The following is a 12,857-nucleotide window of genomic DNA, read 5'->3' as shown; positions in this document are numbered from 1 at the left end:
TCCGGATCAGGCGGTCAGGAACGCAGGCCACACCGGGAACTGCAGATTCAATGCGTAGACAAAGGCGCCGTAGCTGCCAACGGCAAGGATGGTCGCGAGGATCACCGACTCCTTGAGGCTGGAGTTGGGGCGCGCGTAGCCGGCGATGAGGACCAGTGCGTAGATCGCGACGATCAGGCCGAAGGCGGGAAGGCCCACGCTTGGCAGGCCGACGAGCAGGATGCCGAAAGCCAGGTTGGCGCCGATGATGAAGCCCAGGGGGCGCCAGGCAATGCTGCCGATGGGGTCACCATCGATGGCCTTGCTCTTGAATGACTGCAGCGTCACGATCACTCCCAGCCCCGCCAGGACGATGCCTAGCAACAGTGGGAAGTAGCCTGGGCCCATGCGCGCCGCGCTGCCAACCGTGAAGTTGGTCGCTCCGATGGCAAACGTGATGCCAACGATGGTGAACATGAGTCCAGAGAAAAAGTCCTTTTGGCTTGCCAATTTCACGGCGTCTCCTCAATTTGTGGGTGTCGGGGGCGATTTTGATGCGGCCGCGCCATTTGGCGCATGTGGGTTACACCTACTCCAGGCCAGTTCGACCAGAGGCCTGCGGGTCGCAGGCCTGGCTTCACCACTTGCCTTTGGGCTGCTGGGCGCGCACAAAGGCCGCAATGATATCGGCGGAAGCCTGCCGATTCGCCTGCCGCGCGAAATCAATCGCGGTCAGTCCCCGTTCGTTCCTGAGCAGGGGGTCGGCGCCCTCCTCCAGCAACAGCTTGACCACGCCCGCGCTGCCGTATTGGGCGGCCATCATGAGGGGCGTGGTCTTGTTGGGCGACTCGGCGTCGATGTAGGCGTGGTGTTCGAGCAGCAGGCGCACCATGGCCGCGCTGTTGTCGCCGCCGTGGCTGGCGGCGTAGTGCAAGGGCGTCCAGCCCGGCTTGTTGACCTCGGCCTTGCGCGCGATCAGCCGTTTGGCCAGATCCAGCTGGCCCTTGATCGCCGCGATCATCAGGGGGCTCTCGTCCTTGCTGGTGCGAGCTTCCACGTCCACCTTGTTCTGGCTCAGCAGAAAGTCGGTCACCTGCGGCGCGTCGCCGCGAATCGCAAGGTACAAGGCGTGTTCGCCCGCGGCGTTGCGGGTGTTCAGGTCGAAACCCCGCTGCCCGAGCTGCCGCACGGTCGCGACGTCGTCCTTCGCGACGGCGATGAAGAAGTCGTCGAACGAGTTGGCCCAGGCCGAACCTGCGCATGCCAGCATCAAGCCAGCGATCCATTTAAAAACAAGGTGTTTTTTAAGATTTCTCATGTATTGGATGAGGATTTTTGCGTCGATGGAGCGGCGGTCACCTGGTCAAACAGCTGCTCGAAATTGCGGCTGGTGGCTTCGGCCACGGCCTCCACGCTGAGTCCCTTGACCTCGGCGACCTGCTTGGCGACCCAGGGCACGTAAGCCGGCGTGTTCGTCTTGCCGCGGTAGGGCACGGGTGCGAGGTAGGGGCTGTCGGTCTCGATGAGGGTGCGGTCCAGCGGCACATAGGCGGCCACCTCACGCAGATCGGCCGCGGTGCGAAACGTCAGGATGCCGGAGAAGGAGATGAAGAAGCCAAGGTCGAGCGCGGCACGGGCCACCGACATGCTTTCGGTGAAGCAGTGAAAGACCCCCTTTGCCGGCGCCAGCCCGGCGGCGGTGTCGGAGGCGAAACCGCCCTCCTCGCGCAGGATCGCCACTGTGTCGTCGGACGCGCTGCGGGTGTGGATCACCAAGGGCAGCGCGGTCTGGCGGGCGGCGCGGATGTGGACGCGAAACCGCTCGCGCTGCCACTCCATGTCGGCCACCGTGCGGTCGCCCAGGCGGTAGTAGTCCAGCCCGGTTTCACCGATGCCCACCACCCGCGGGCGGGCCGCGCGTTCCAGCAGGTCCTCGAGCGTGGGCTCCCGCACTTCGTCGCTGTCGGGATGCACGCCCACGGTGGACCAGAGGTGGTCGTGGTCGCGGGCGAGGCTGTAGACGTCTTCGAATTCTTCCAGCGTGGTGCAGATGCACAGGGCCCGGTCGACCTGGGCTTGCGACATGGCGTCGAGGATGCCGGGCAGTTGGGCCCGGAGCTCGGGAAAGCTGAGGTGGCAGTGGGAGTCGGTGAACATACGGAAAAGGTGCCGGCACGAAAAAGCCGATGGGCACCGCATTGTGCGCCGCATCGGCTGACCGGGAATCGGGGTGTCAGAGTGTCTGGGTGGCGCGGTCGGAACCGAGGCTGGAGCCCAGGATCTCCTCGATCTTCAATTTGAGCTGGCGCGACTTCTCGTCGGCCGGGAACCGGATGCCCACGCCCTGCGTGCGGGCCCCCTGGGCCTTGGCGGGCGTGACCCAGGCCACCTTGCCCGCGACCGGGTAACGCTGCGGGTCGTCGGGCAGGCTGAGCAGCACGTACACGTCATCGCCCAGCCGGTATTCGCGCGAAGAAGGGATGAAGATGCCGCCATCGGCGAACAAGGGGATGTAAGCGGCGTACAGCGCCGCCTTTTCCTTGATGGAGAGCTGGATCACGCTCGGCCGCGCCGCCGCGGCCGATGGAGGGGGGGAGGTGCTCATGGTTGGCGAGTTTAGCGGCAATACCCTGCCGCGCGGGTGGTTTTAAGGCCGTGTGTCAGCCCTTGCGCCCCGCCCCGCCGGCCAGCACCTGCCGGGTGCGCGCCGCCCAGGCTTCCTGCATCAGGCCGGCGTTGTAGGGGTGCTCGACCGAGCGCGCGGCGCTCATGAGCTCGCGCGACCACTGCGCCAGCGCGCCCCAGCGGGGTGCGGGGGGCAGTTGATCGGTCTGGAAAAAGCGCGCGGGCGCGCCCGCGGCCCGGGCCATGAGGTCGTGGCACAGCTTCTGCAGCACGGCGAGTTGCTGGGCCGGCGGCCAGCCATTGAGGGTGCCCCAATCGCCTCGGGCCAGCGCCTGGGGCAGTTGCGCCCAGGTCGCGCCCTGCAAACCGGTGGCCGCCCAGGCCAGGGCATCGTCGGGCCGGCCACCGGCGGCCTGCAGCCACACGGCGGCCTGCGCGCGGTCCACCGCCTTGTTGCCGTCGGTGGCCTGTTGCACCAGCCAGTCCAGCGCCTCGGCCTCCTCGGGCCACACCATGCTGTGGGTCTGGCAGCGGCTGCGGATGGTGGGCAGCAGCTGGTGCGCGGCTTCGGTGGAGAGCACGAAGCGCACTTCCCCCACCGGTTCTTCCAGCGTCTTGAGCAAGGTGTTGGCCGACTCGATGTTCATGCGCTCGGCCGGGTGCACCAGGATCACCTTGGTGCGGCCGCGCGAGCGCGTGAACTGCGTGAAGCCCACCGCCTCGCGCGCCGCCTCCACGCGGATGAGCTTGCTGGCCTTGCGCTTCTTGTCGTCGATTTCTTTCTGCGCGCCCTCGTCCAGCGGCCAGCCGAGTTCCAGGCTCAGGGTCTCAGGCATAAGCGCGCACAGGTCGGCATGGGTGCGCACGTCGATCGCATGGCAGCTGCCACAGACACCGCAGGCCCCATCGGGGGTCGGCTGCTCGCACAGCCAGGCGCGGGCCAGTGCCAGCGCGAGGTCGTACTGGCCCAGGCCCGACGGGCCGGACAGCAGCAGGGCGTGGCCGCGCTGGGCCAGCAGGCCGCGCAGCTGTTTCTGCAGCCAGGGTGCGAGCGGGCTCATGCGCGGGCCTCGGTGGGTTGAAGCCAGCCACGCTGTTCGAACGCCTGGCGCACCTGCTGCCAGACCTCGGCCTTGGGCTGGTCGGACGCGATGCGGGCAAAGCGCTCGGGCGCGCCTTCCATGCGCTGGGCGTAGCCCGTCGCCACCCGCTCGAAGAACGCCTGCGGTTGCGACTCGAAACGGTCGGGCACGCGGGCGGAGGCCAGGCGCTGCGCGGCCACGGCGGGCGGCAGGTCGAACCACACCGTGAGGTCAGGGTGGCGCAGCGCGTCCGTGCCAGGCTGCGCCTGAACCCAGCGCTCCAGTTGCCGCAGGACCTCGAGGTCGAACCCACGGCCGCTGCCTTGGTAGGCGAAGGTGGCGTCGGTGAACCGGTCGCACAGCACCACCTCGCCCCGCGCCAGGGCGGGTTCGATGACCTGTTGTAGGTGATCGCGGCGCGCCGCGAACATCAACAGGGCCTCGCTCAGCGGGTCCATGGCGTCGTTCAGCACCAGTTCGCGGAGCTTTTCCGCCAGCGGGGTGCCACCGGGCTCGCGGGTGAGCGAGACGCTGCGGCCCGCCGCCCGGAAGGCGTCGGCCAGCGAGGCGATGTGGGTGGACTTGCCCGCGCCGTCGATGCCTTCGAAGGTGATGAAGAGTCCGGCCGGATGCATGTGCGGAAGTGGGGTGGGCGCCTGCACGGGATCAGCGGCGCAGGATGTAGCGCTGGACCGCGGCATTGTGCTCTTCGAGGGTGGCGCTGAACTGGCTGGAGCCGTCGCCGCGCGAGACGAAATAGATGGCGTTGGTGGGCTGGGGACGCACCGCCGCCAGCAGCGAGGCCATGCCCGGAATGGCGATGGGCGTGGGCGGCAGGCCGGCGCGGGTGTAGGTGTTGTAGGCAGTGTCGGTCTGCAGGTCGACCCGGCGCAGGTTGCCGTCAAAACGTTCGCCCAGGCCGTAGATCACCGCCGGATCGGTCTGCAGCCGCATGCCGATGCGCAGGCGGTTGGAGAACACCCCCGCGACGCGCCGGCGGTCGCTCTCGAGGCCGGTTTCCTTTTCGACGATGCTGGCCAGGATGAGCGCTTCATCGGGCGTGCGCAGCGGCGATGCCGGGTCGCGCTGCTCCCACACCTGGGTCAGGCGCTGCTCCATGGCCTGCGCGGCCTGGCGCAGCACGCTGGAGGCCGGCGCGCGCGTGACCACGCGGTAGGTGTCCGGGAAGAAGCGCCCTTCGGGATGCCGGCCCGGGTAACCGATGAGCGCCATGATGTCGTTCTGGCTCATGCCCTCGATGTCCTGCGTGAGGTCGGGCGAGGTGCGCACGGCCTGCAGCACCTGGCGGATGTTCCAGCCTTCCAGCAGGGTGATGCTGCGCAGCGCCTGTTCGCCGCGCACCAGCTTGGACAGCAGCGCCCGAGGCGTGGTGCCGGGTGCGATTTCGTAGGTGCCGGCCTTGATGTCGCGGGCCTGGCCGGAAAAGCGGAACCACGCATACAGCAACTGCGAGGGTGTGTTCACGCCGGAGGCCTGCAGGGTGTCGGCCACCGACTGGGCCGAGGCCCCGGGCTCGATCGTGACGAGCAGCGGGTTCTGTGCCGAGGTGCTTGCCGCCAGGGGCAGCGGTTGCTGCAGCCACCACATGCCGCCCGCGGCCAGCAGCATGCCCAGCAGCAGGGACACAACCAGCAACATTTTCAGGAGACGGATCACAGGCTTGGGCTCGGCAGGGACAAGGCGTGGAGGGGCGGCGGGGAACCGGGCCGGCCATGATAATCGACGCCATGAGCACCTCGACGATCCCCTCCAGCATCCCCGACGGCCTGGCCACAAGCGGCGTTGCCCCGCTGCCGCACCTGGGTGTGATCCGGGTGGAAGGCGAAGACGCCGCGAAGTTCCTGCAGGGTCAGCTCACGCAGGATTTCGCCGTGCTCGGCCAGTCCGAGGCCCGCCTGGCCGCGTTCTGCTCGGCCAAGGGCCGCATGCAGGCCAGCTTCGTGGGCTTCAAGCGCGGCCTCGACGAGATCCTGCTGGTCTGCAGCCGCGACCTGCTGGCCACCACGCTCAAGCGCCTGTCCATGTTCGTGCTGCGCGCCAAGGCCAGACTCAGTGACGCCAGCGAGGCCTACGCCCTCTTCGGCCTGGTGGGCAGCGCCGTGCCGCCGGCCCTGCCGCCCACCTTGTGGAGCCAGTGGCGCGATGGTGAGGCCAGCGTGGTGCGCCTGTACCCAGCCGAGGGCCTGGCGAGAGCCCTGTGGGTTGCGCCCGTGCAAACCGAGGCGCCGGCGGGGGGCGCCATGGCCGAGCCGCTGTGGCAATGGCTGGACGTTCGCAGCGGCGTGGCCACCTTGAGCCAGCCGGTGTTCGAGGCCTTTGTGCCGCAGATGCTGAACTACGAATCGGTCGGCGGCGTGAACTTCAAGAAGGGCTGCTACCCCGGCCAGGAGGTGGTGGCCCGCAGCCAGTTCCGCGGCACGCTCAAGCGCCGCGCCTATCTGGTGCATGGCCAGACACCCATGGCGGCCGGCCAGGATGTGTTCCATGACGGCAACGCCGAACAACCCTGCGGCACCGTGGTGCAGGCGGCGGCCCATCCTTCGGGTGGTTTCGATGCCATCGTCTCGCTGCAGACCAGCGCGGCCGCGCAAGGCAGCCTGCACATCGGCGGCGCGCAGGGCCCGGCGCTGCAACTGCTGCCCCTGCCCTACCCCTTGCTGGACGACATCTGAGCAACGCGGCGGGTGCGACATGTGTCTGATCGCCTTTGCCCTGCACGCCGACCCGGGCTGTCCCCTGCTCATCGCGGCCAACCGCGACGAGTTCCTGGACCGGCCGACCGAAGCCCTGCACCGCTGGACCCTGGCCGACGGCACCGAGATCGTGGCCGGGCGCGACCTGCGCGACGGCGGCACCTGGCTCGGTTTGAGCCCTCGTGGCCGGGTCGCCATGCTCACCAATGTGCGGCAGACGCAGGCCGGCCCGGGCCCGCGCAGCCGGGGTGAGCTGGTCACGCGCTGGCTGCAGGGCCAGGGCGACGACCACGACGTGGACCAACTCGCCACCACGATCGATCCTGGCGCCTACGGCGGCTTCAATCTGGTGGTGGGCGATTTCCACCGCCACCGTTGGACCTGGCTGAGCAACCGCCATCCCGATGCACCGCACGAAGCGCGCTCGCCCGGGCTGTACCGCAAGGCGCTGGAGGCGGGTGTCTATGGCCTCTCCAACGCCAGCCTGGACACGCCCTGGCCCAAGACCCAGCGCCTCAAGCGGGCCGTGGCCGACGCGCTGGTGGGCCTGCACCAGCGCTCCGCCTCGGACGACTGGCTGCAGCCGCTGGCGCGCACGCTCACCGACCGCGCGCAGGCCGAAGTGCGCGAACTGCCGCACACCGGTGTGCCCGACGACATGGAGCGCGCGCTCTCCAGCCCCTTCGTGCACATGCCCGACCGCGCCTACGGCACCCGCAGCAGCCTGGTGGTGAGCGCGCGGCCCGGTGCCGACCAGGGCTGGGAGGTGCGCATGGACGAGTGGACGCACGACCACGCGGCACTGGGCGGCCCGTTCGAGGCCGTGCCCCACCGGCGCGAAACGCTGGTGTGGTGAAGGCCCGCCCGGATCAGAGTTTCGCGACCATTTCCTGGTGCGGGATGCCGGCCTCTTCGAAGGCCTCACCCCGGCGGTCGAAGCCCAGCCGGGTGTAGAAGCCCTCGGCGCTGCGCTGGGCGTGCAGCATCACTTCGGTGTCGCCGCGCTCGCGGGCCGCGCCCATCAATGCGTGCAGCACGTCCCGCCCCAACCGCCCGCCCCGCAACGAACGCTCTACCGCCATGCGGCCGACGCGCGCCACGCCCGGTTCGTGCGGCAGCATGCGCCCCGTGGCCACCGCGCGGCCCAGGCGGTTGTAGGCCACGGCGTGCAATGCAACCGCATCGGCTTCGTCCCATTCGAGTTCCTTGGGGATGCGCTGCTCCTCCACGAACACCGCCGTGCGCAGGCGCTGCGCGTCGGGGCCGAGTTCGCTCCAGGGTCCCACGCGCACCGAGCTCATCGGTTCGCCGGCCTCATAGCCGTTGAGGGCCTCGCGCAGCGCGGGCGGCACCGGGCGGGACTTCTGCGTGGCGGGGTCGGCGAACACGTAGATCAGCTCGCCGCTGATCAGGTGCTCGTCACCGCGAAAGATCGCGCCGGTGAAGCTGAGCGAGGAGGTGCCGATGCGGCTGCACTTCATGGCCACGTCGATCTGGTCGTCCACCCGCGCCGAGGCATGGAACTCCACGGAGGCTTTCACCACGTACAGATCGCCTTCGAGCTGCTCCATCGTCTCGTGGTACGGCAGGGCCAGGGCGCGCCAGTAATCGGTGATGGCGGTGTCGAAGTACATCAGGTAGTGCGCGTTGAACACGATTTTCTGCATGTCCACCTCGGCCCAGCGCACGCGCAGGCGGTGGAAGAAGCGGAAGTCGGATCGGGTCAAGCTCATCTCAAGCGGCTCCAAAAGCGTTGCGCAGCGCCAGGGCCGCGTGTTGGTGGGCGGTCCTGGCCTGGGGAATGGCACGACCGAAGTTGATGAAGCCGTGGACCACGCCGGCGTAGATCTCCAGGTCCACCGCCACGCCGGCATGGCGCAGGCGGTCGGCGTACATCACGCCCTCGTCGGTGAGGGCGTCGCATTCGGCCAGGCCGATCCAGGCCGGCGCCACGTCGTCAAGATCGCGCGGGTGGCCGCTTTCGTCGACCCCGTCCAGCGGGGCAAAGCGCCAGTCGTCCCGGTCGGCCGCGTCGCGCAGGTAGTGGCCGAAGAAATAGCGGATGTCCGCTTCCTCGAGCAGGAAGCCTTGGGCGAAGGTCTTGTGGCTGGCCGTGTCCTGGTGGCCCGCACAACCGGGGTAGAACAGGCATTGCAAGGCCAGCGGCCAGCCCGCGTCGCGCGCGGCGATCGCCGTCACCGCCGCCAGCGTGCCGCCCGCGCTGTCGCCGCCCACCGCGATGCGGGTGCCATCCAGCCCGAGTGCGCTGGCGTGTTCACGCAGCCAGGCCAGGCTGTCCCAGGCATCGTGCACCGCGGTCGGAAATTTCGCCTCGGGCGCGAGCCGGTAGTCCACCGAGAGCACGGCACAGCCCGCGAGATGGGCGAGCTGTCGACACAGCGGCCCGTGGGTGGCGACACTGCCCACCGTGAAGCCTCCGCCGTGAAAGTACAGCAGCACCGGCAGCGGGCTCCCTGACTCGGGCGCGAAGAGGCGCGCCGGCAGGTCGGCGCCATCGCGCGCGGGGATGCGCAGGTCTTCCACGCGGGCCATGGGGTGTGAGGGCACCTCCAGCACGCCGGCACCGGCCTCGTAGGCCGCCTTGGCCTGTTCCGGCGGCAGCGCGTGCAACGGCGGGTGCCCGGCGCGGGCGATGCGGTCGAGCACACCACGCATCATGGGCGTGAGCAGGTCGCGGGGATCGGGTGCGTTCGACATGGCATGCGATTGTGGCTGTCTTTTGCGCGACCCGTGCAGGCCCAGCGCCATAGGCAAGGCCCCGGGTCAACCGTATAGTTTTCCTCGCACCACGGAGACCCACATGGCCCAGATTCTTTACGTCACCAACATCCTGATCGATTTCGGCGCCCTCGCGCAATTGAAAGCGGAGTGCGAGCGCGTCGGCATCACCCGCCCGCTCATCGTCACCGACGCGGGCGTGAAGGCCGCGGGCCTGCTCGACAAGGCCCTGGCCGCCCTGCCCGGCCTGCAGCCGGCGGTGTTCGATCAGACGCCATCCAACCCGACCGAAGCGGCCGTGCGCGCCGCCGTCCAGGTGTACCGCCAGGTGGGCTGCGACGGCCTGATCGCGCTCGGCGGCGGCAGCGCCATCGACTGCGCCAAGGGCGTGGCCATCGCCTCCACGCACGAAGGCCCGCTCAAGACCTACGCCACCATCGAAGGCGGCTCACCGAAGATCACCGACCGCGTGCCGCCGCTGATCGCCGTGCCCACCACCGCCGGCACCGGCAGCGAAGTGGCGCGCGGCGCCATCGTGATCGTGGACGACGGCCGCAAGCTCGGTTTCCACAGCTGGCACCTGGTGCCCAGGACCGCCCTGCTCGACCCCGAACTCACGCTGGGCCTGCCGCCCATGCTCACCGCCGCCACCGGCATGGACGCCATCGCCCACTGCATGGAAACCTTCATGGCACCCGCCTTCAACCCGCCGGCCGATGGCATCGGCCTCGACGGCCTGCAGCGCGGCTGGGCGCACATCGAGCGCGCCACCAAGGAGGGCCAGGACCGCGAGGCCCGCCTGAACATGATGAGCGCGTCCATGCAGGGCGCGATGGCGTTCCAGAAGGGGCTGGGCTGTGTGCATTCGCTCAGCCACAGCCTGGGCGGCGTGAACCCGCGCCTGCACCACGGCACGCTCAATGCGGTGTTCCTGCCCGCCGTCATCCGTTTCAACGCCGAAGCCGAGTCGATGAAGAAGGACCACCGCCTGCAACGCATGGCCCACGCCATGGGCCTCGCCAGCGGCAGCGACGTGCCCGAGGCCGTCAAGGACATGAGCGCTCGCCTGGGCCTGCCCAGTGGCCTGGCGGCCATGGGCGTCACGCCCGACCTGTTCGACCGCGTGATCGAAGGCGCGCTGGCCGACCACTGCCACAAGACCAACCCGCGCCTGGCCAGCGCGAACGACTACCGCGCCATGCTCGCCGATTCGCTCTGAGGCCCGCGCGGCACCGAGTCCCGCTGCGCGGCGATCTCGCCCAGGCGCTGTGCGTCGATCACCCGCACCCCGCCATAGTCCAGCTCGACCGCGCCTTTCGCCACCAGTTGCTGCAGGGCCGCGTTGATGCGCTGGCGCGGGATGCCGATCAGGTACGACAGCTCCTGCTGCGTGATCTGGAAGAACGGATCGACCGCCGGATACAGCACCGGGTTGAACAGCGCGAGCAGGCTGCGCGCCACCCGGATTTCGGGATTGCGCAGACGGTCGGTCACGCGCGCCGCCATGAACTGGCCCAGGCGCTCGTTGATCTGCGCCATGAGGTACTGGTTGAACTCCAGCGACCCTTCCAGCAAGCGATGAAACGCCGCCACCGGCAGGCAGCCCACCGTGCTGGCGCGAATGGCCGATACCGTGTACCGGTAAGGCTCCAGCTTGATCACCGTACCCTCGCCAAACCACCCGCTGGTGGGCAGGCCGGCGTAGGTGATGGCCAGGCCGTCGCGCCGGTCGTTGCCCAGCTTGAGCAGGCCCTTCATCGTGCCGTACCAGTGCGTGGGCAGGCTGCCGAACTGGCACAGATGCTCCTGCGCGCGCAGTTGCAGAACCTGGATCTCCGCGCTCACCCAGCGCCGGTCTTCCGGTGCGAGCCGCTGCAGCCAGTGGATCTGGGCCAATTCTTCGGGAGAGGCGGACCGGCGTCGGGGCGGAGAAACGGGGGCGGGCATGTCGAGTGGGTGGACATCGAAAGGTGAAGAAGCCCTCCACGGTAGGTCAGCCTCGGGTGGTTTTTTGTCCGTCCCATCACAATTCTCGGGTCTTCCCTAGGTGGATGTCGGCGCGACGGCTCGGGCTCAGTGCTCCACGGTCAGGTCAACGAGCTTTTGCGCGTCCAGGACGCGCAGCGTGCGGTACTCCGCCCGGAGCACCCCTCGGCTTTCCAGCCGCGCAAGCGCCCGGTTGACACGCTGGCGTGAGATGCCGATCAGGTTGGAGAGGTCCTGCTGCGTGATCGACAGCACGTTGCCTGCGGAGGGAAACAGCACCGGGTTACGGAGCCAGAGCAGGCTGCAGGCCAGGCGCTGCTCGTCGTCGACCATGCGTTCGATTTCCCGGGCCGCGATGAATTGCGCCAGGCGCTCATTGAGTTGCCCCATGGCATGGCGGTTGAAGGCAATCGAACGCCGCGCCAGCAGGTGGAAGTCGGCCGCGGCCAGGCTGGCCACCACGCTTTTGCGCAGGGCCTGCACGCTGAACATGAACGCGTGGCCTTTGAGCAAAGTGCCTTCGCCGAACCAGCCGCCCGCTGGGATGCCGCTGAACATGAGGTGATCCTCGTCGCCATGCGGGTGCTCCACCCGCAGCATGCCTTCAAGCACGCCCCTCCAGTGGGTGGATGGATCGCCCGCCCGCACCACGAAGCGACCGGCCTCCCATTCGCGCACCCGCAAACGGGGCACCACCCACGCACGGTCCTCGCCCGAGAGCACGGCCACCCAGGGAATGCGGTCGAGCTCGCGCCCCGTGGCCGGCCGTTCGTTTTCTGCTTCTGCACACATCCGGGCAATGGTAATTCGCGCGAGGCATTAGGTGACTTCCCTAGGAATGGTGTGTCACGGACAAACTGGGCGAGAGACCCTCCCTAGCATCGGCCCAGCTCAAAACGACCCCTTGAAGGAACCGATCGATGGGAAACACCTTTCCGCTGATGCTGCTGCACCATGCGCTTGAGCGCGGCGATGCGCCGGCCATGCGCGAGAAGGAATACGGCATCTGGCAGACCACGACCTGGGCCGAACTGGCCCGACTCGTGGAGCACATCGCCTGCGGCCTGTATTGCGCGGGCCTGCGGCGGGGTGAACACCTGGCGCTGGTCAGTGGCAACCGCCCTTTCCTCTACGCCACCATGCTGGCCGCGCAGTCGCTGGGTGCCATCCCGGTGCCGCTGTACCAGGACGCGGTGGCCACCGAATGCGTCTTCCCGATCAACAACGCCGAGGTGCGCTTCTGCGTGGTGGAGGACCAGGAGCAGGTCGACAAGATGCTGGAGATCCGCGAGCGCTGCCCGCAGCTCAGCCACATCTACTACGACGACCCGCGCGGCCTGCGCAACTACGAGCACCCTGGCCTCGTGCCGCTGGTCTCGCTCATCAAGATCGGCCGGGCCTTTGCCCACAGCCACACCCAGTTCTTCCGCACCGAAATCGGCAAGACCCATGCCCACGACGTGGCCGCCATGTTCTTCACCAGCGGCACCACCGGCAACCCCAAGGGCGTGGTGCACACGCACCACACGCTGCTCAACCGGGCGCGGGCGGGCGCCCTCTTCGACAGCCTGACCGACCACGAGGAAGTTCTTGCCTACCTGCCTCCCGCCTGGATCGGCCAGAACATCTTCAGCTACGCGCAGTGGCTGGCCTGTGGCTACGTGGTGAACTGCCCGGAGTCGGCCTCCACGGTCACGATCGACCTCAAGGAAGTCGGCCCGACCTACTACTT

At 68.6% G+C, this 12,857-nt stretch carries 15 protein-coding genes; 4 read left to right on the top strand and 11 right to left on the bottom strand.

What is annotated here, in order from left to right; translation table 11 throughout:
- Positions 1 to 6 precede the first annotated feature (6 nt).
- The 7 genes from AC1Q9M_RS00075 to mltG form a co-directional block, all read right to left on the bottom strand.
- Positions 7 to 495: a tripartite tricarboxylate transporter TctB family protein gene (locus tag AC1Q9M_RS00075; RefSeq protein WP_382157876.1), complete on the bottom strand. Its 489-nt coding sequence runs from the start codon at positions 493 to 495 to the stop codon at positions 7 to 9.
- A gap of 121 nt (positions 496 to 616) precedes the next feature.
- Positions 617 to 1,249 carry an ankyrin repeat domain-containing protein gene (locus AC1Q9M_RS00070; RefSeq protein ID WP_492431792.1) on the bottom strand — a complete coding sequence of 211 codons (633 nt, stop codon included), beginning with the start codon at positions 1,247 to 1,249 and terminating at the stop codon, positions 617 to 619.
- A 44-nt stretch (positions 1,250 to 1,293) separates the two neighbouring features.
- Positions 1,294 to 2,136: a TatD family hydrolase gene (locus tag AC1Q9M_RS00065; RefSeq protein WP_492431790.1), complete on the bottom strand. Its 843-nt coding sequence runs from the start codon at positions 2,134 to 2,136 to the stop codon at positions 1,294 to 1,296.
- 76 nt (positions 2,137 to 2,212) lie between these two features.
- A complete protein-coding gene (locus tag AC1Q9M_RS00060) occupies positions 2,213 to 2,584 on the bottom strand; it encodes a PilZ domain-containing protein (protein WP_291119507.1) in 372 nt (123 codons plus the stop codon).
- Between the two features lie 55 nt (positions 2,585 to 2,639).
- On the bottom strand, positions 2,640 to 3,665 hold the full coding sequence (locus tag AC1Q9M_RS00055; RefSeq protein WP_382324870.1) for a DNA polymerase III delta subunit-related protein: 1,026 nt from the start codon (positions 3,663 to 3,665) through the stop codon (positions 2,640 to 2,642).
- Positions 3,662 to 4,321, bottom strand: coding sequence for a dTMP kinase (tmk, locus tag AC1Q9M_RS00050; protein WP_382324872.1), 660 nt, complete (start codon positions 4,319 to 4,321; stop codon positions 3,662 to 3,664). The genes AC1Q9M_RS00055 and tmk overlap by 4 nt, the downstream gene beginning before the upstream one ends.
- Before the next feature lie 31 nt (positions 4,322 to 4,352).
- A complete protein-coding gene (gene mltG, locus AC1Q9M_RS00045) occupies positions 4,353 to 5,345 on the bottom strand; it encodes an endolytic transglycosylase MltG (protein WP_291119500.1) in 993 nt (330 codons plus the stop codon).
- An 89-nt stretch (positions 5,346 to 5,434) separates the two neighbouring features.
- Between mltG and ygfZ the strand changes: the two genes are divergently transcribed.
- Positions 5,435 to 6,379: a CAF17-like 4Fe-4S cluster assembly/insertion protein YgfZ gene (gene ygfZ / locus AC1Q9M_RS00040; RefSeq protein WP_492431786.1), complete on the top strand. Its 945-nt coding sequence runs from the start codon at positions 5,435 to 5,437 to the stop codon at positions 6,377 to 6,379.
- A gap of 19 nt (positions 6,380 to 6,398) precedes the next feature.
- Entirely contained in the window at positions 6,399 to 7,256 is an 858-nt protein-coding gene (locus AC1Q9M_RS00035; RefSeq protein ID WP_382157866.1) for an NRDE family protein, read from the top strand.
- Positions 7,257 to 7,269: 13 nt separating this feature from the next.
- On the opposite strand, the gene AC1Q9M_RS00030 is transcribed toward AC1Q9M_RS00035, so the two are convergent.
- Both AC1Q9M_RS00030 and AC1Q9M_RS00025 read right to left on the bottom strand, forming a co-directional pair.
- A complete protein-coding gene (locus tag AC1Q9M_RS00030; RefSeq protein WP_492431783.1) occupies positions 7,270 to 8,133 on the bottom strand; it encodes a YbgC/FadM family acyl-CoA thioesterase in 864 nt (287 codons plus the stop codon).
- A 1-nt stretch (position 8,134) separates the two neighbouring features.
- Positions 8,135 to 9,118: an alpha/beta hydrolase gene (locus AC1Q9M_RS00025; protein ID WP_382324876.1), complete on the bottom strand. Its 984-nt coding sequence runs from the start codon at positions 9,116 to 9,118 to the stop codon at positions 8,135 to 8,137.
- A 103-nt stretch (positions 9,119 to 9,221) separates the two neighbouring features.
- Between AC1Q9M_RS00025 and gbd the strand changes: the two genes are divergently transcribed.
- Positions 9,222 to 10,358, top strand: coding sequence for a 4-hydroxybutyrate dehydrogenase (gene gbd, locus AC1Q9M_RS00020; RefSeq protein ID WP_492431781.1), 1,137 nt, complete (start codon positions 9,222 to 9,224; stop codon positions 10,356 to 10,358).
- On the opposite strand, the gene AC1Q9M_RS00015 is transcribed toward gbd, so the two are convergent.
- Entirely contained in the window at positions 10,328 to 11,035 is a 708-nt protein-coding gene (locus AC1Q9M_RS00015; protein ID WP_382324880.1) for a Crp/Fnr family transcriptional regulator, read from the bottom strand. The two genes, gbd and AC1Q9M_RS00015, sit on opposite strands and share 31 nt — an antisense overlap.
- A gap of 177 nt (positions 11,036 to 11,212) precedes the next feature.
- On the bottom strand, positions 11,213 to 11,917 hold the full coding sequence (locus AC1Q9M_RS00010; RefSeq protein WP_444686590.1) for a Crp/Fnr family transcriptional regulator: 705 nt from the start codon (positions 11,915 to 11,917) through the stop codon (positions 11,213 to 11,215).
- 128 nt (positions 11,918 to 12,045) lie between these two features.
- Here AC1Q9M_RS00010 and AC1Q9M_RS00005 point away from each other — a divergent pair.
- Positions 12,046 to 12,857, top strand: an 812-nt coding sequence (locus tag AC1Q9M_RS00005) for an AMP-binding protein (RefSeq protein WP_492431778.1), incomplete at its 3' end; no start/stop codon positions are given.

This window comes from Hydrogenophaga sp. GW823-FHT04C09, assembly GCF_058796355.1.
This window is presented reverse-complemented; position numbering and strand designations above follow the sequence as displayed.